The organism is Nonomuraea sp. NPDC050783 (assembly GCF_040802095.1).
Lineage (GTDB): Bacteria > Actinomycetota > Actinomycetes > Streptosporangiales > Streptosporangiaceae > Nonomuraea.
This window is the reverse complement of record NZ_JBFAHK010000014.1, coordinates 203,352-219,947: the sequence shown is the minus strand read 5'-3', so window position 1 is coordinate 219,947 and position 16,596 is coordinate 203,352. Positions and strand designations below refer to the sequence as shown.

Annotated in this window: 14 protein-coding genes; 6 read left to right on the top strand and 8 right to left on the bottom strand. The window is 75.0% G+C overall.

Annotation, left to right across the window (positions count from 1 at the left end):
• Position 1: 1 nt before the first annotated feature.
• The gene (locus tag AB0H75_RS32700) at positions 2–868 is read left to right on the top strand and encodes a hypothetical protein (RefSeq protein ID WP_367803083.1); all 867 of its coding nucleotides are present in this window, start codon (positions 2–4) and stop codon (positions 866–868) included.
• Here the strand turns inward: AB0H75_RS32700 and AB0H75_RS32695 are convergent.
• Positions 849–1,385 carry a Pycsar system effector family protein gene (locus AB0H75_RS32695; RefSeq protein WP_367803081.1) on the bottom strand — a complete coding sequence of 179 codons (537 nt, stop codon included), beginning with the start codon at positions 1,383–1,385 and terminating at the stop codon, positions 849–851. The two genes, AB0H75_RS32700 and AB0H75_RS32695, sit on opposite strands and share 20 nt — an antisense overlap.
• Positions 1,386–1,531: 146 nt before the next feature.
• Positions 1,532–2,026 carry a DUF3145 domain-containing protein gene (locus AB0H75_RS32690; RefSeq protein WP_367803079.1) on the bottom strand — a complete coding sequence of 165 codons (495 nt, stop codon included), beginning with the start codon at positions 2,024–2,026 and terminating at the stop codon, positions 1,532–1,534.
• 177 nt (positions 2,027–2,203) lie between these two features.
• On the opposite strand from AB0H75_RS32690, the gene AB0H75_RS32685 reads away from it, so the two are divergent.
• From AB0H75_RS32685 to AB0H75_RS32670, 4 genes are all read left to right on the top strand, one after another.
• Positions 2,204–3,217 (top strand): S8 family serine peptidase, encoded by a 1,014-nt coding sequence (locus AB0H75_RS32685; protein ID WP_367803077.1) that lies wholly within the window; start codon positions 2,204–2,206, stop codon positions 3,215–3,217.
• 70 nt (positions 3,218–3,287) lie between these two features.
• Positions 3,288–3,824, top strand: coding sequence for an RNA polymerase sigma factor (locus AB0H75_RS32680; protein WP_367803075.1), 537 nt, complete (start codon positions 3,288–3,290; stop codon positions 3,822–3,824).
• On the top strand, positions 3,821–4,279 hold the full coding sequence (locus AB0H75_RS32675) for a hypothetical protein (RefSeq protein ID WP_367803073.1): 459 nt from the start codon (positions 3,821–3,823) through the stop codon (positions 4,277–4,279). Before AB0H75_RS32680 ends, AB0H75_RS32675 begins: the two co-directional genes overlap by 4 nt.
• Entirely contained in the window at positions 4,276–6,846 is a 2,571-nt protein-coding gene (locus AB0H75_RS32670; protein WP_367803071.1) for a CHAT domain-containing protein, read from the top strand. Before AB0H75_RS32675 ends, AB0H75_RS32670 begins: the two co-directional genes overlap by 4 nt.
• On the opposite strand, the gene AB0H75_RS32665 is transcribed toward AB0H75_RS32670, so the two are convergent.
• From AB0H75_RS32665 to AB0H75_RS32650, 4 genes are all read right to left on the bottom strand, one after another.
• Positions 6,840–7,682, bottom strand: a complete 843-nt coding sequence (locus tag AB0H75_RS32665) for a sulfurtransferase (protein ID WP_367803069.1) — start codon at positions 7,680–7,682, stop codon at positions 6,840–6,842. The genes AB0H75_RS32670 and AB0H75_RS32665 overlap by 7 nt on opposite strands.
• A complete protein-coding gene (locus tag AB0H75_RS32660; RefSeq protein WP_367803067.1) occupies positions 7,679–8,800 on the bottom strand; it encodes an alkaline phosphatase family protein in 1,122 nt (373 codons plus the stop codon). Before AB0H75_RS32660 ends, AB0H75_RS32665 begins: the two co-directional genes overlap by 4 nt.
• Before the next feature lie 183 nt (positions 8,801–8,983).
• Positions 8,984–9,574: a DUF5998 family protein gene (locus AB0H75_RS32655; protein ID WP_367803065.1), complete on the bottom strand. Its 591-nt coding sequence runs from the start codon at positions 9,572–9,574 to the stop codon at positions 8,984–8,986.
• Positions 9,575–9,713: 139 nt separating this feature from the next.
• Entirely contained in the window at positions 9,714–12,446 is a 2,733-nt protein-coding gene (locus AB0H75_RS32650; protein ID WP_367803063.1) for a GNAT family N-acetyltransferase, read from the bottom strand.
• 168 nt (positions 12,447–12,614) lie between these two features.
• Here AB0H75_RS32650 and AB0H75_RS32645 point away from each other — a divergent pair, with 168 nt between their 5' ends.
• Positions 12,615–13,508 carry a carbohydrate kinase family protein gene (locus tag AB0H75_RS32645; protein WP_367803060.1) on the top strand — a complete coding sequence of 298 codons (894 nt, stop codon included), beginning with the start codon at positions 12,615–12,617 and terminating at the stop codon, positions 13,506–13,508.
• A 22-nt stretch (positions 13,509–13,530) separates the two neighbouring features.
• Here the strand turns inward: AB0H75_RS32645 and AB0H75_RS32640 are convergent, their stop codons facing one another.
• Positions 13,531–15,618, bottom strand: coding sequence for a RecQ family ATP-dependent DNA helicase (locus AB0H75_RS32640; RefSeq protein ID WP_367803058.1), 2,088 nt, complete (start codon positions 15,616–15,618; stop codon positions 13,531–13,533).
• A gap of 45 nt (positions 15,619–15,663) precedes the next feature.
• Positions 15,664–16,497, bottom strand: coding sequence for a TauD/TfdA dioxygenase family protein (locus AB0H75_RS32635; RefSeq protein ID WP_367803056.1), 834 nt, complete (start codon positions 16,495–16,497; stop codon positions 15,664–15,666).
• Between the last annotated feature and the right edge of the window lie 99 nt (positions 16,498–16,596).

Sequence of the window (16,596 nt, the reverse complement as noted above, 5' to 3'; positions counted from 1 at the left end):
CATGGCTCTCAAGCTGCACCGATGGCTCGTCGTCCGCTGGCCGGCGAAGTCAGTGACGGGAACCAGCCCGGCGAGGAAGGGAACCGTCGTCGTGAAACCGGCCGAGCCGGCCAAGCCTGCCGAGGACCCCGACATCACCCCGGAGGAGGCCTCCTACGTCTTCAGCGCGCCGTCCCAGGGCGACGGTTACAAGTTCAAGGTCAGCGTGTGGCTCTGGCGGCGTTCCGCCACGGGCTCACTGGTCTTCCGTCCCTGGAAGGAGTTGAAGGAGGACAAGGACCACCTCGTCAAGGACTATGTGCGGGACATCGTCCGGCGCTCGCTCCGGCAGCACAGCATCTTCGACCCCGCTCAGGCGGAGGAGTCGGCGAACCTGGCGGTGCAGCGATGGCTGGCGGACCCGCCCGCCGAGTCGATCACCGGAAGATGGCGCGCGGCGATCGAGGTCGAGGTCCCCGACGAGGTGGGCAGGCTGCGCTGCGCCCACGAGACCGCGCTCTACAAGATCAGGAATCGCTCCGAACAGGTGGTCGCGCACATGGAGCGGTTGAAGGTCTCCAAGGCGATCTGCGAGGACTTCCTCCGAGGGGCCACGGAGAGCTCGACCGCCCGCCATGCCGTGCGTCTCGCGCAGGCGCTCGACCAGGTCGCCGACATCACCGACCGCATGTTGGACGAGCGCAAGGAGAAGGCCGAGAAGTTGTTCGAGCTCTTCACCAGGATCGTGGACGCGCAGCGCCACGCGAACGCGTTCGAGCTGGTCCTGGCGAGCGAGAGCGCGCTCAGGGCCGCCTTCGAGCGGCTCGACGTACCGCTGCCGCCGCCCGATCCCGATTCGCCCTTCGCGCTCACGGAGGAGTCCGGGTGAGGAGCAGATTGATCACAGCCGCCCCGACGGTGCTCGCCAGGGCACCGAGCAGGAGCCAGAACCCCCATCGGATGAGACGGAACTTCCGTCCTATGATCCTGCTGATGCGTTGCAGCTGATCGGCGATGCGCTCCAGGTCCAGCGTGGACGATGCCAGTAAGGCGTCGGACAGGTCCTGGGCCGTGTCGAAGCGGAGCACGTCGGCGAAGTACATGACGGCCGTGCCGCGCTTCCTGCGGTCCATGCGCGGATACACCGCCGAGGCGAGCACGATCACCGAGGCGAGCGCGGCGGCCGCCCCCAGCCACCACAACCACTCGACGGCGTCGGCCAGCCTGGTGGGCGCCCAGCTTCCGGCGAGCAGGCCACCGGCCACGGCGCCGAGCCCGATGCCCACGATGCCGAGGAGGACCTGCGCCTTGCCGTCCGCCCGGTTCAGTTCCTCCCGGGCCTCCGCCAGCAGTTGGGCACCGTAGGCGCAGGCGTCCTCCTCGGCGAGCTGCCGCGGATCAGGCACGCGCCCGTGAAGAACCTGAGCGATGTGACGAAGCATGCTCCCAGATTGTCATCGTGACCCCGGTCGCAGGGGCCCGTCCTGGTGGCAGAAGGCCCCGCACCGCATGGTCGGTGGGGGCCTTCCGCGTCGGGAGGTGGCGGGCGTGGTCAGACGGCGGCGTGGAGCCAGCGGACGGGGGCGCCGTCGCCGGCGTAGCGGAACGGCTCCAGCTCCTCGTCCCACGGGCGGCCGAGGAGTTTGTCCAGCTCCTCCTCCAGCACGCAGCGGCCCTGCGCGGCCATCATCATGGCGGCCCGCAGGCGGTCTTCGGGGACCATGATGTCGCCGTTCGCCCCGATGACCGCCGTGAAGGCGCCCAGGGTGGGGGTGTAGGCGTGGCGGGAGCCGTCCACGCCCGGCGAGGCGTCCTCGGTGATCTCGAACCGCAGGCGCTGCCAGCCCATCAGGGAGGACGCGATGGCGGCCGCGATGCCGGGCCGGCCCTCCCACTCGGCCTGCGCCCGCACGACGTTGGGCGCGGCGGGTTGCGGCGTCCACGTCAGATCTACGGGCACGCCAAGGACACCCGCGACCGCCCATTCGATATGAGGGCACAGCGCGGGCTGAGCCGAGTGGACGTAAAGGACGCCACGAGCAGACACCGGACCTCCCGTTCGGTACGAGGTGCGCCTTCCCCAACGGCCTCGTATCCCAGGATGATCACATGTGACTAGGGAGAGACTACCGTCGGTCGTTACCCGGCACCAGAGGGGGGCCATACCAAGTTGGTGCCGGAGTGTCGCGTGACACCTGATGCAGGCGGGGAAACATACCCCGCCATGGACTTCCAATCTGTCGGCGCGGCGCTCGTCCGGCCGGGCCAGCTCCTGACCGACCGCAGCGCCCTGCCCGCCGCCGCGCGCTGGACCCAGGCGGTCTCGGAGGCGGACGGGGTCGTCGTGGCCCATCTGGCGCCCGGCGTCGATCCCTGCGAGCTGGCGACCGAGCTGCGCGCCCAGGGGCTGCGGGCCTCGCCCAACCACGTCCTGCGCGGCCAGCCCCTGTTCTTCGGCGGGCCGGCGTCGCGGCCGTTCCCGGTGCCGCCGCTCCCCTACCGGCCGGGCCGGGCGCGCTCGGCGGCGACGGTGGCCGTGCTCGACACGGGCGTGGCCAAGCACCCGTGGTGGTCGGGCACCGAGTGGTACGCCCGCGTGGCCCCCGAGGACGCCGACGCCGCCGAGGGGCCGCAGGCGGGGCACGGGACGTTCATCGCGGGCCTGCTGGCGCGCCTGGCGCCCGGCGCGTCGCTGCGCGTGCGGCGGGTCCTGGACGGCGACGGCCTCGGCGACGAGGCGGGCGTGATCCGCGCGCTGCACCGCATGCGGGAGCGCCCCCCGGACGTGCTCAACCTGTCCTTCGGCGGCCACACCTTCGACGACCGGCCGCCGCCCCTGCTCAACGACGCGATCGCGGCGATGACCGGCACGGTGACGGTGGCCTGCGCCGGCAACACCGCCTCCGACCGCCCGTTCTGGCCGGCGGCGCTGCCCTGCGTGGTGGGCGTGGCGGCGCTGGAGCCCACGCAGCGGGAGCGGGCGGTCTACTCCGGGTACGGCACGTGGGTGGACGCCTGCGCGCGCGGCGACTGGCTGGAGAGCAGCTACCTCGACACCGGCGAGTTCGGCGGGTTCGCGGCGTGGAGCGGCACGTCGTTCGCCGCCGCGCTGGTGTCGGGGACGATCGCCGGCGCGGCGGCGGCGGAGCCCGCCAAGGAGGTGGTCAGGCGGCTGCTCGACGGGGGCGGGTCCCGGCAAATTCCCGATCTGGGCGTTGTCGTTCCGGTGAATCTGTAGAGTTTACGCTCAGTTCCCGGTCCATCACGTGGAGGAATGATCGCCTCCAGGACGACGAGAAGGAGACCGCGTGCACGCCCACCGCGATCCGGCGGAGCTGGTGTTGGCCGCGGCCGGTGGTGACCGGTCGGCGTGGGACGCGCTGGAGTCCAGGTTCGGGCCGCTCATGTGGGCGGTGGCACGCGCGTGCGGCCTGAGCCCGTCCGACGCGGCGGACGTCGTCCAGGGCTCCTGGCTGCGGCTGCTGCAACACCTGGACGACCTCAGGGACCCGGCGCGGGTGGGGGCCTGGCTGGCCACCACCGTGCGCCGCGAGTCGCTGCTGCTCCTGCGCGAGAGCCGGCCGGGCGTCCACTGCGCGGCGGCGGTCGGCGACCCCGATCCCGGCACCACCGTGCTGGAGACCGACGACCGGCAGCGGCTCTGGCGGGCGATCTCCGCCCTGCACGAGCCCTGCCGCACGCTGCTCCAACTGGTCGCGATCGACCTCGGGAGCCGGCAGACGGCGGCCCGGCTCGGGCTGCCGGTCGGCGGTGTCGGCCCGACCCGGGCCCGCTGCCTGGAGAAACTGCGCACTCTGATCTCACCCCAGGAGATGGCGCAATGATCAACGACGAGTACTTCCTGGCGGCGCTCCGGCTGGCCGCCGGGGGCGACCCGATGCCGGCGCACGTGTCCGTCGCCGCGCGCGAGGTCTACGGGCTGCGGATCACCCGGTCGGTGACCGCCGCCCCGGTCGCCGAGGCCGCCGCCATCCGCACCAGCTCGGGCACGCGCGGCGACGACGGCTCGCACCTGGTGCGGTTCGTGGCCGACGGGCTCACCTTCGACCTGGAGGTGACGGTGGGCGACGGGCTCATCGACGTCGCCGGTCAGGTCTCGCCGTATCCGGGGGCCGACGCGCTCGTCGACGTCCGCACCCCGCACCTGACGCTGACCCGGCGCGTCTCCGGCGGCGGCCACTTCGCGGCCACCGGGCTGCCGCCCGGCTGGCTCAGCGTGGTGTGCCACCGGCCGGGGCACGCGGCCGTGCAGACCCGCTGGGTGCGCATCCGCCCGTGACCCCCGCACGTCCCCGGTCGCCCGCGCCCGCCCAGGACGACGGGGCCCGCCCGCTCGTCGAGGCGGCCGAGGCCACCCTGCTGCGTTCGCTGGTCGATCCTGAGCACGCCATGCGGGCCGCGGACGCCGTGCTCGCGGCGGCCCGGCGTACCGGTGACAGGGAGGCCGAGGCCGTGGCGCTGCGGGCCCTCGCGCTGGCCGCCCGCGAGCTGGGCGACCTCGACAGCGCCGAGCGCCACCTGCGGGCGGCCGTCGCCGTCCCCGGCGCGCCGCGCGAGCGGGTGGCCCAGGCGCGGCTGTCGCTGGTCACCGTACGCACCGAGCTCGGCCATCCGCTCCAGGCGCTCCGCCTGGCCGCCCTGGCCTGGGCCTACCTGTCGCCGCTCGACCGCGCCAAGCTCGACACCCAGCGCGCGGTCGCGCTCGCCCACCTGGGCCGCCACCAGGAGGCTGTCGCCTCCAGCGACCGGGCGCTGGCCACCCTGGTCCACGCGCCGGGCACCATCGACGACCGCAGGTTCCTGGCGGGCGGGCTGCTCAACCGCGGGCTGGTGCGCTGCTGCCGGGGCGAGTGGGACGCCGCCATGCGCGACCTCACCGCCTGCCTGGAGATCTCCCAGCACACGGGGCTGCGCCACCTGGCCCGCCTGTCGGCCGCCAACCTGCCCTTCCTCGCGGTACGGCGCGGCGACGTCGCGGGCGCCTTCCGCTACTACCGCGAGGCCGAGGACACCCTGTTCGGCTACCCGGAGCGGCTGGCCACCATGCGGGCGGACTTCGCCGGCGCGCTGCTGGCCGCGCACCTGCCCGGCGAGGCCAGGGCCATGCTCGACCTGGCCGTGCCCGACCTGGAGGCGTGCGGGGCGCGGGTGGCGCTGGCTGAGGCGCGGCTGAAGCTGGCCCAGGTCGAGCTGCTGACCGGCGACCCCCACCGGGCGCTGCGGGTGGGCGAGCGGGCCGTCGAGGAGCTGTCCGGGCAGGAGCGGACGGAGTGGCTGCCGCTGGCCAGGGAGGTGGTGCTGCGCTCGCGCCTGGCCCTCGGGCCCGTCACGCCCGAGCTGGTCGCCGGGCTGGTCGCCTGCGCCGACGAGCTGGAGGACGGCTTCGCCCAGCTCGCGGGGGCGGCGGCGCTGCGGCTCACGGCGGCCGAGGCGGCGCTGGCGGTGGACGACCACCCGGCGGCCTCGGCGCAGCTCGCCCGCCTGACCCGGCACGCGGCCGTGGACGAGCCGCGCGGCGAGATCTTCCCCGACGGCCGGCTCGCCCGCGAGTGGCAGGTGCCCGCGCCGGTGCGGCAGCACGCGCTGGCGCTGGAGGCGGCGCTGCGGGAGGACGTGCCCGGCGCGTTCCTGGCGGTGCTGGCCGGGCTGGCCGAGGTCGGCGAGGGGGTGGAGTCCTTCGACGACCCGTCGCTGCGTGCCCACGCGGCGCGGGCCGGGGAGCGGCTGGCGGCGTTCGGGCTGTCGCTGGCGGTGCGGGACGGCTGGCCGGGAGAGGTCTTCGCGTGGGCCGAGCGGTGGCGGGCCGTCACGGCGCCCGCGCACGCCGGGCCGGTGGCCGATCCCGAGCGGGTGCGGGCGGAGCTGGGGGCGGGCGCCCTGGTGGAGTTCGTGGTGGACGGGGAGTCGCTGCTGGCGGTGCTGATCGCCGGGGAGCGGGTGCTGCTGCGGTGGCTGGGCGCGATGCGGGCGGTCGAGGAGGCGGTCGTCCGGCTGCGCTACGCGCTGCGGCGGCACGGGGAGGAGGGCGGCCGGGACGAGCACGGCCGGGACGGACGGGGCGGGGAGGAGTGCGGCCGCCCGGGTGGCGGGGCGGGGCTCGACGCGGCGGCGCTGGAGGTGGAGCGGCTGCTGTTCCGGCCGCTCGCCGCGGAGCTGGGCGGCGGCCCGCTGGTGGTGGTGCCCGTCGGGGCCCTGCACACGCTGCCGTGGGGCGCGCTGCCGTTCCTGCGCGGGCGGCCGGTGAGCGTGGCGGCCAGCGCCGCCGGATGGATGCGGGCGCGGGCGCGGCACGCCCTCCGCGGTGACCGCGCTCCCCGGGTCGTGGCGGCCGCCGGGCCCGCGCTGACGCACGCGCGGGCGGAGATCGCCCACGTGCTGTCCTGCCACCGCGACGCCCGCGAGGTGCCCGGCCGTACGGGGCCCGTCCTGGAGGCGCTGGCGGGTGCGGACGTGCTGCACCTGGCCGCGCACGGCGTCTTCCACGCCCGCAGCCCGCTGGTCTCCTCGATCACCCTGGAGGACGGGCCGCTCATGGCCTACGACCTGCTGCCCCTGGCCCGGGCGCCGGAGCTGGTGGTGCTGTCGGCGTGCAACTCGGGCATGTCCCGCGCGCCGGTCGAGGGCGCGCCGCTGGGGCTGCCCGGGACGTTCCTGGCCCAGGGGTCCTCGTGCGTGATCGCCGGGATGGTGCCGGTGCGGGACGAGGCGGCGCGGGCGGTGATGGGCGCCTTCCACGAGCTGGTCGCGGCCGGGCAGCCGCCCGACGCGGCCCTGGCCGCCGCCGCGACCAGGACCGGCGTGCACGAGTTCGCCTGCTTCGGCGCCGGCGGCCGCCCGCTCTACTGAGCGGCGCCCCACCGGTCCGCGCCGGTGGCGACCGGCCGGTCGGGGTCGGTGACCCAGTGGGACCAGGAGCCGGCGTAGAGCGCGGCGGGCAGCCCGGCCAGCTCCATCGCCAGCACCTCGTGGGCGGCCGTCACCCCGGAGCCGCAGTACGCCCCGGCCCGCACGCCCTCGCCCACCCCCAGCGCGGCGAACCTGGCCCGCAGCGCCGCGGGGTCGAGGAACCTGCCGTCGGGGCCGACGTTGTCGGTGGTGGGCGCGCTCACGGCCCCCGGGACGTGCCCGGCCACCGGATCGATCGGCTCGGCCTCGCCCCGGTACCGCTCCCCCGCCCGGGCGTCGAGCAGCACGCCGTCGGCGGCCAGCGCCGCGGCCTCGTCGGCGGTCAGGACCGGCATGCCGCCCGGGCGGGCGGTGAAGTCGCCCTCGGCGGCGCCGGGGACCTCCTTCGTGACCGGCAGCCCGGCCGCGGTCCACGCCTGCAGGCCGCCGTCGAGCACCCGGACGTCCTGGTGGCCGAAGTAGCGCAGCGTCCACCAGGCGCGGGCGGCGGCCATGGCGCCGGTGTCGTCGTACACGACGACCGGCCGCCCGTCACGCACGCCCAGGCGGCGCATGGCGGCCTGGAACGCCGCCGCCTCCGGCAGCGGGTGCCGCCCGCCGTCGCCCGCCGGGGCGGCCAGGTCGCGGTCGAGGTCGCAGTGGAGGGCGCCGGGGAGGTGGCCCTCGCGGTAGAGGTCGAGGCCCGGCGGGCCGCCGAGCCGCCAGCGGACGTCCAGGAGCGTCACGGCGGTGTCGAGGGCGGCGAGTTCGGCGGCGGTGATCAGCGGGCCCGTCACGGGCGTACCTCCAGAAGCGGGACGTTCTGCTCGGCGGGGGTGAGCGAGCCATGGTAGCCAATGAACCGGGCCTCGACCGGGTGCCGCGAGGGCGCCAGGAGGACCAGGCCGTCGCGCGGGGCGGCCACGACGTCGCCGATGCGCTCCAGCCAGGCGTCGCGCACCCGGGGCCCGAACCAGCCGGACTCGACCGCCTCCTGCCGCGACACCACCCACGCCCTGCCGCGCAGGGTCTCGGCCCACGCCTCCAGCACGTCAGCGGCGGCGCCCGGCTCGGTGTAGAGGTGCCTGGCCCTGGCCTCGCCGCCGATCAGCGCCACGCCCGCCATCAGCTCGGGCTCCTGCTCGACGTCGAGCTTGGCGGTGGCGTTGACCATGCCGTGGTCGGCGGTGACGTAGAGGGCGGAGCCGGGCGGCAGGCCCTCGGCGAGCCGCCGGGCCATGTCGTCCACGACGGCGAGCCGGCTCAGCCAACCGGCGCTCCCCCAGCCGGTCAGGTGCCCGGCGGTGTCGAGGTCGCCGTAGTAGACGGTGACGTGGGCGCGCGGCTCGCGCAGGGCCTCGTGGGCGCGGGCGATCCGCTCGTCCACGGTCTCGGCCGCGAGGTAGCGCAGGCCCCGGTGGACGGCCCTGGTCAGGCCGGTGCCCTCGAACTCGGCGGGGGCCACGTAGCTGGGCCGCACGCCGGCCAGGACGGCCCGCTGGTGGACGGTCGGGGCCGGCTGCCACTGCTCGGGGTCCATGCTCAGGCCGCCGGGGAGGGTCCAGCGCAGGCAGTTGAACAGGTGGCCGGTGCCGGGGACGGCCAGGGTCATGCCCAGCATGCCGTGCTCGCCCGGCGGCAGGCCGGTGCCGAGCGAGCAGAGGCTGGTGACGGTGGTGGAGGGGAAACCGGCGGTGAGCGTGCGGCCCGGCAGGGAGGACAGGAACGGGGCCGCCTCGGGGTGGGCCTCCAGCAGGTCGGCGCCCAGGCCGTCGACCAGGAACAGGCAGACGCGGTCGGCGGGCTCCAGGGTCAGCGCGTCGCCGGGCCGGCCGGGCTCGGGCACGCCCAGGGCGGCCAGCAGCGCGCCGGGCAGGTCGGACAGCGACCCCCCGCCGTACCGGGGCACCAGCATGCCCTCATCCTAGCCGGGCCGGGGGTGACCGCCCCGCTCCGGCGCACGGGCCCCGCGCGGGCCGGCCCTGGCGGGGCGGGCCGGGCGGCGGGAGCCGGGGCGGGGCCAGGCGGCGGGGGCCGGACGGGGGGCCGGACGGCGGGCGTCAGGCTGCGGGGGCCGGACGGGGCCGGACGGCGGGCGTCAGGCGGCGGCGCGGGCGGTGGCCTCGGACAGGGCCTTGGCGAAGGACAGGACGTGCGCGACCGCCTCGGGGCCGTCGGCCGCCTCGCTGACCCGCAGGGACAGGTCGTCGGCGGTGATGGCGCCGGTGTAGCCGTGGTCGGCCTCGCAGTTCTCGTCGCCGCAGGTGGCCGGTTCGAGGTCCACGTGGGAGATGGCGCCCCAGCCGATGGTGAGCGTGACCTCCGTGGGCGGGACGCCCGGCACGTACGAGGCGGGGTCGGGGACGACGCGGGTGACCGCGACCGACTGGATGCGGCTCAGCCGGACGGCCTCGGTCGTGGTGGAGGCGTGGGAGGCGGAGACGCCCTCGACCGCCGGGTGCTCGTCGGTGTGGCACACCAGCAGCCGGCTCGCCGTCAGCACCAGCACCGTGACGTGCCTGCGTACCTCCATCGCGGGATCGAATGTGGCCTCGTGATGGACCACGAACGCGGTCACGGCCTCCTTGCCCAGCGCGGATTCGACCGCATCGGTGACGAGGTCGGGATAATAGCCGCTGCGCTCGATCGCTTCACGCAGGCCCGCGGCTGAGACTCGGGTTTCCCTCATAACTCCATCCTGCCAGGGGTCCGCGGTGCACTCACCCGCCGGATGTAACGCTCTATAACGTCTTCCGCCGGGTAACAGCGGTCACACCGGCCACGCGGTCCGCGGCGGGCCCGGTGCCCCCGCCCGGCGGGAGTCGAGGTCAGGCCAGGCGGCGCGGGCCGCCGTCGAGCCGCGGGCCGGCGGGGGTGCGCAGGGTGGCGCGGGCACCGAGGATCATGACGTCGGACTCGCCGACGAGCACCTGGTCGAGGTCCAGGCGGGCCACCTCGGGCAGGTCGTTGGCCAGGCGGCCGACGCGGACCAGCAGCTCCTCCAGGGCGTCCACGGCGACGGGCGGGTAGCCGTACTGGCCGAAGAGCAGCGGGGCCGCGCGGACGGACCTGACCAGGGCGGCGGCGTCCTCGGCCGTCAGCGGGGCGAGGCGGAACGCCTGGTCCTGCAGCAGCCGCGCGGTCACCTCGCCGAGCCCGAACGACACCACCGGGCCGAACGCGGGGTCCTCGACGACGCCCACCACCGTCGGCACGGCGGGCTGGGGCGCCATGCGCTGCACGGCCAGCGGCGCCTCCTCGCCGAGCTGGTCGGCGAACTCGGCGTAGGCGTGGCGGACCATCTCGGGGCCGGTGAGGCCGAGGCGCACGGTGCCGGCGCGGCGGGAGGCACCCGGGTCGGCGACCTTGAGCACGACCGGCCAGCCGAGGCGCTCGGCGGCGGCCACGGCCTCCTCCGGGGAGCGGACGACCTCAGCGGGCCACACGGTGAGGCCGTAGCAGGACAGCAGCTCGGTGGCGTCAATCTCGACGGGCGGGCCGGGCTCGGCGAACGCGGCCGAGCGCGCCCCGGACGGCTCGCCCGCCGCACCCGCCTGCCCGCCCTCGTCGGAAGGGGGCGGGCAGGAGTTCAGGCCGGCGTGGATGAGGGCCTGGGCGCGGGCGGTGTCGAGGTCGTCGAGGCTCGGCGGCGGGGCGGCGGGCTGGGCGCGCCAGGCGGCGTACCGGACGACCTGGGCGAGGGCCCTGACCGCCTCCTCCGGCGCCGCGTACGAGGGGATGGAGCCCCGCCCGGGCGTCGGCTGCGACCGTGAGCCCCCCTCGTCGGCCACGCACAGCGCCGGGTGCATGCCCAGATGCCCCTGGAAGGTGGCCAGCACCGGCTTGCCCGCGCCGGTGGAGGCGCCGGTGGAGACCCGCAGCAGCTCGGCGGCCACGGCCCCGGTGTCGCCGGGGATGGGCGGCATGTAGATCACGACGGCCGCGTCCACCTCGGCGGAGGCCAGCTCGCCGGCGAGCGCCGTGCCGAACTCGGCGGCGCCCGCCGCGGCCCCCAGGTTGACCGGGGGCCGGGGTTCGAGGCCGGCCGCGAGGCAGGCGTTGGCGGCGAGCAGGCCGAGCGCGTCGGAGTTGGTGACGAGCGCGACCCGCGGCCCGGCGGGCAGCGGCTGGTAGGCCAGCAGCTGGCCCACGTCGAAGAGCTGGATGAGGTCGTCCACCCGGATCAGCCCGGCCTGCGCGAACATCGAGCTGATCGCCGAGTCGGGGAGCCCCAGCTCCTCGGCCGAGTGCCCGGCCGGCGTGCCGCCGCTCTTGACGACCACGACGGGCTTGCGCCGCGCGATGCGCCGGGCCAGGCGGGTGAACTTGCGCGGGTTGCCCAGCGACTCCAGGTAGAGCAGGATCACCTCGGTCGCGTCGTCCTCCTCCCAGTACTGGAGCAGGTCGTTGCCCGACACGTCGGCCCGGTTGCCCGCCGACACGAACGACGAGATGCCCATGCCGCGCTGGGCCACCCGCTGCAGCAGCGCGGTGCCGAGGGCGCCCGACTGGCTGAAGAAGCCGACCTTCCCCCGCCCGGGGACGGTCGCGGCGAGCGTGGCGTTGAGCCGTACGGCGCGGTCGGTGTTGGCGATGCCGAGGCAGTTGGGGCCGACCACGCGCAGCCCGTAGGCGCGGGCGATGCGCGCCAGCTCGTCCTGCCGCGCCCGGCCCTCCGCGCCCGTCTCGCCGAACCCCGACGACACCACGACCAGCCCGTGGACGCCCTTCTCCGCGCACTCCTTCACCACGTCGAGGACGCTGCCCGCGGGCACGGCCACCACGGCCAGGTCGACGTCGCCGTCGATCGCGGTCACGCTGGGGTAGGCGCGCACGCCCGCCACCGCCCGCACCTCGCGGTGCACGGGGTAGACGGGGCCGGTGAAGTCGGCGGCCAGCAGGTTGCGCAGCACGGTCTGGCCGACGCCGCCCGGCTCGCGGGAGGCGCCGATCACCGCGACCGAGCCCGGCGTCAGGAGGCGGGCGATCGAGCGGGACTCGGCGCGGTGCTCGCGGGCGGTGGTGACCTCGGCGGAGGTCTCGGTGGGGGTGAGGTCGAGCGTCATGCGGACGACGCCGTCGGCGAAGCGGCTCTGCGCGGTGTAGCCGGCCTGGCGCAGCACGCCCATCATGCGCATGTTGGCGGGCAGCACGTCGGCGATGAAGGTCTCGATGCCGTTCTCGCGGGCGGTGGCGGCCAGGTGCTCCAGCAGCACGGAGGCCACGCCGCGGCCCTGGTGGGCGTCCTCGACGAGGAAGGCGACCTCGGCCTCGCCCGGGCCGGTGCGGTCGTAGCGGATGACGGCCACCATCTCGGTGCCGATCGTGGCGATCAGGGCGACCCGCGCGACGTAGTCGACGTTGGTGAACCGCTCGACGTCGCGGTCGGACAGGCGCGGGCGCGGCCCGAAGAAGCGGAAGTAGATCGACTCCTCGGACAGGCGCGAGTAGAAGGCGCGAAGGCGGTCCGCGTCGGCGGGGCGGATGGGGCGTACGTGCGCGGTACCGCCGTCGGCCAGGACGACGTCGGCTTCCCAGTGGGCCGGATACTGTGCCTCCACAGCAACGAGCGTAGACCCGCACCCCAAATGCCAAGACCAGGGGCCCTTTTGGGCAACGCTTGTGCATCGACTCCGGCCCGGCGTGACCGGTCGGCCCCACGACCGGCCCGGAAGCTGTTAGTTTTGCCCTGGCCAGGGTCGTTCTGTAGGCAGCAAGGTGGTGGCATCATGACGCGGGTCGTCGTGGTGGGCGATCTCATGACCGACGCGGTCGCGCGTGCCCGTTATGCGCTCGCCAGGGCGAGCGACACCCCGGCGATCGTGACCATGCACGGCGGCGGGTCGGGGGCCAACATCTCGTCCTGGCTGGCCGTCGAGGGGGCCGAGGTGGCCTTCATCGGCCGCAGGGGCGCCGACATCACCGGCCGTAACCGCGACATGGAGCTCATGGGCTACGGCGTGGACGCGCGGCTGGTCATGGACCCCGAGCGGCCCACCGGCACCTGCGTGGTGCTCGTCACGCACAAGGGCGAGCGCACCATGCTCTCCGACCCCGGCGCCAACGCCGCCCTGTCCCCCGAGGACCTGCCGCGCGACCTGTTCGCCTCGGGCGCCCACCTCCACCTGTCCGGCTACACGCTGATCAACGAGGGCTCGCGGGAGGCCGGCCTGGCCGCGCTCGACATGGCCAGGCGCTCCGGCATGTCGATCTCCGTCGACTGCGCCTCGGCGGCGCCGCTCGAACGCACCGGGGCCGAGCCGTTCCTCGAATGGACCAACGGCGCCAAGCTGCTGTTCGCCAACATCGAGCAGGCCAAGGTGCTCACCGGGCGCGACGACCCCGAGGCGGCGGCCAAGGTGCTGACGGCCTGGTTCCCGCAGGTCGTCATCAAGATGAACAAGGAGGGCGCGCTGTGGTACAGCAACGGCCGCCCCGACCCGGTGCGGGCCGCCGCCGAGCCGGTCGAGAAGATCGTCGACGGCACGGGCGCGGGTGACGCGTTCTGCGCCGGCTTCCTGCCGCCGTGGCTGGAGGGCAAGCCGCCGGCCGAGTCGCTGGCCTCGGGCTGCCGGCTGGCCGCCAAGGCGATCATGCACCTGGGCGCCCGCCCGCCCTTCTAGCCGGTGACGGCGGCCCAGGCGGTCAGCTCGCCGTGGCCAGGGCCAGGGGCAGCACCGCCGGGGCGCCCGCGTGCCGTACCAGCGCGGCGGCCAGCGTCATCGTCCAGCCGGTGTCCACGCGGTCGTCCACGAGCAGGACGGGGCCGCCGCACCCGGCGACGCGCCCGGCGAGGTCCTTCGGCATGGCGAGCGTGGCCCGGATCGCCCGCACCCGCTTGGCGCTGTTGAACTGCTGCCCGGGGGAGCCGGCCCGGTAGCCCAGCTCCCCCAGGTAGGACAGCCGCCCGATCTGCGCCAGCCGCTCGGCGAACGAGCGCACGAGCTGCGGCCGCGACGCCGACGGCACGCTGACCACGGCCACCGGCCGCTCGCGCCAGTCCCAGGAGGCCAGAACCTGCACCACGGCCCGGAGCAGGTCGTCGGGGATCGGCCCGTCGCCGCCCTGGAACAGCTCCCGCAGCCGGTTGCCCCAGCCGATGTCGGTGAGCCGGCCGAGCGCGCGGCCTGGCTCGGCGCCCAGCTCGGGCTTGATCCGGCCGGACAGGTCGGGCAGGCCCGTCGGCCACTGCCTGCGGGCCTCCAGCTCGACGCCGGGCCGGCTCAGCCGCTCGCGAGCCTGCTCGACGGCCTGGGGGGCGATGTCGGGCGAGCGGTGCCTGCCGGTGCAGTTGTCGCAGCGGCCGCAGGGGCGGGCGGCGTCGTCGTCGAGGTGCCTGCGGAGGTATTGCTCGCGGCACTCGGTGGTGGTGAGGTAGCCGAGCATGGCCTCCTGCTCGGCGCGGCGCTCGGCGGCGATGCGGGTGTAGCGCTCGGCGTCGTAGGCCCACTGCTCGCCGGTCGCCTCCCAGCCGCCCTTGACCCGGCGGACGGCGCCGTCCACGTCGAGGACCTTGAGCATCATCTCCAGCCGGCCGCGGCTGAGATCGACGGCGCTCTCCAGGGCCGGGGTGGACATGACGCCGCGCTCCTCCAGGGCCTGGAGGGTGGCGCGGACGACGGGCTCCGGAGGGAAGGCCAGCGAGGCGAAGTAGGCCCAGATGTCGCGGTCCTCGGGGCCCGGCAGCAGGATGACCTCGGCCCGCTCGACGCCGCGCCCGGCCCGGCCGACCTGCTGGTAGTAGGCGACCGGCGACTGCGGCGCGCCCACGTGCACGACGAACCCCAGGTCGGGCTTGTCGAAGCCCATGCCGAGCGCGCTCGTCGCCACCAGCGCCTTGATCTTGTTGTTGAGCAGCGCCTCCTCGGCCGCCAGCCGCTCGGCCGGGTCGGTCTGCCCGGAGTAGGCGGCCACCTCGTGCCCCTGCTCGCGCAGGTAGCCGGCGACCTCGTGGGCGGCGGCCACGGTGAGCGTGTAGACGATGCCGGAGCCGGGCAGCTCGCGCAGGGTCTGGGCGAGCCAGGCCAGGCGCTGCTCGGCGGTGGGCAGGCGGACCACGGACAGGTGCAGGCTCTCGCGCTCCAGCGGGCCGCGCAGCACCATCGTGCCGTCGCCCATCTGCTCGGCGACGTCGCGGGTGACGCGGGCGTTGGCGGTGGCGGTGGTGGCCAGGACGGGGATGCCGGGCGGCAGCTCCTCGAACAGCCGGGCCAGCCGGCGGTAGTCGGGGCGGAAGTCGTGGCCCCAGTCGGAGATGCAGTGGGCCTCGTCCACCACGACCAGCCCGGCGCTCTCGGCCAGCTCGGGCAGCACGTTGTCGCGGAAGTCGGGGTTGTTGAGCCGCTCGGGGCTGACCAGCAGCACGTCGACCAGGCCGTCGGCGACCTGGCCGTAGACCTCCTCCCAGTCCTCGAGGTTGGCGGAGTTGATGGTCACGGCCCTGATGCCGGCGCGCTCGGCGGCGGCGATCTGGTTGCGCATGAGCGCCAGCAGCGGCGAGACGATGACCGTGGGGCCCTCGCCCAGCTCGCGGAGGAGCGCGGTGGCCACGAAGTAGACGGCCGACTTGCCCCAGCCGGTGCGCTGGACCACGAGCACCCTGCGCCGGTCGAGGACCAGCGCCTCGATGGCGGCCCACTGGTCGTCACGGAGCACGGCGTGCTCGCCGGCCAGCGCCCGCAGGCGCTCCTCGGCCTCGTCGCGCAGCACCTCGGCGTCGGGGGCATCAATCATGCCCTCTTTGTTACCAGCTCCCTCCGACGAATCGCGCCCGTTCGGTCAGGGAACGGGCCGCGGGTCGGCGTGCTCGGGGAAGGCGTTGATGGTGACGCGGTGCATGCGGCGGCGCTCGGTGTAGTCGGCGACCGCGTAGTGCTGGGTGGGACGGTTGTCCCAGAAGGCGAGCGTGCCCGGCCGCCAGCGCAGGCGGCACTGGAACTCGGGCGAGCGGATGTGGTCGATCAGCAGCGGCAGCAGGGCCTCGTTCTCCCGGTCGCTCAGCCCGACCAGGCGGGTGGTGGACGAGCGGTTGACGAACAGCGCCTTCCTGCCCGTCTCGGCGTGCACGCGCACCACGGGCCGCTCGATCGGCGGCCACTGGGCCTGCACCTCGGCCAGGTCGAACGGGTGCCCCTTGGAGATGGCCTTCTTCATCGACATGGTGATGTCGTGCACGGCGGTCAGCTCGTCGCACAGGCGTCGCAGCGGCTTGGAGAGCGACTCGTAGGCCAGGTAGGTGTTGGCCCAGCAGGTGTCGCCGCCCACGCCGGGGAGCTGGACGCAGCGCAGCAGCGAGCCCATGGGCGGGGTCGGCTCGAAGGTGTTGTCGCTGTGCCACTCGTCGCCGCCCTCGCCCTTGGGCGAGGTCTGGTCGAGCACGTGGATGGGGCTGGCGGCGTCCTTCTTGAACGCGGGGTGGTTGAGGGTGCCGAAGTTCAGGGCGAACTGCAGGTGCTGCTCGTCGTCGATGTGCTGGTCGCGGAAGAAGAGCACGAGGTGCTTGAGCCAGCCCGCGCGCAGGGTGGCGACCTCCTCCTGCGACAGCGGCTTGCGCAGGTCGACCCCGGTGACCTCGGCTCCGATGTGCTTGGTCACGGGATGGAACTCGATCATGACGCCTCCGGGGAGAGGGGAGCGGTGCCCCGAACGTACGACCCAAGCAATTGCTTGGTCAATACCGGAAGAGAAGGCACATGTCGGCCACCGGTCGCG

Excerpts from the sequence above, each read along its gene's own strand:
- AB0H75_RS32640 (WP_367803058.1), bottom strand. The coding sequence starts at position 15,618 with ATGATTGATGCCCCCGACGCCGAGGTGCTGCGCGACGAGGCCGAGGAG.
- AB0H75_RS32685 (WP_367803077.1), top strand. The coding sequence starts at position 2,204 with ATGGACTTCCAATCTGTCGGCGCGGCGCTCGTCCGGCCGGGCCAGCTC.
- AB0H75_RS32645 (WP_367803060.1), top strand. The coding sequence starts at position 12,615 with ATGACGCGGGTCGTCGTGGTGGGCGATCTCATGACCGACGCGGTCGCG.
- AB0H75_RS32655 (WP_367803065.1), bottom strand. The coding sequence starts at position 9,574 with ATGAGGGAAACCCGAGTCTCAGCCGCGGGCCTGCGTGAAGCGATCGAG.
- AB0H75_RS32675 (WP_367803073.1), top strand. The coding sequence starts at position 3,821 with ATGATCAACGACGAGTACTTCCTGGCGGCGCTCCGGCTGGCCGCCGGG.
- AB0H75_RS32700 (WP_367803083.1), top strand. The coding sequence starts at position 2 with ATGGCTCTCAAGCTGCACCGATGGCTCGTCGTCCGCTGGCCGGCGAAG.
- AB0H75_RS32635 (WP_367803056.1), bottom strand. The coding sequence starts at position 16,497 with ATGATCGAGTTCCATCCCGTGACCAAGCACATCGGAGCCGAGGTCACC.
- AB0H75_RS32660 (WP_367803067.1), bottom strand. The coding sequence starts at position 8,800 with ATGCTGGTGCCCCGGTACGGCGGGGGGTCGCTGTCCGACCTGCCCGGC.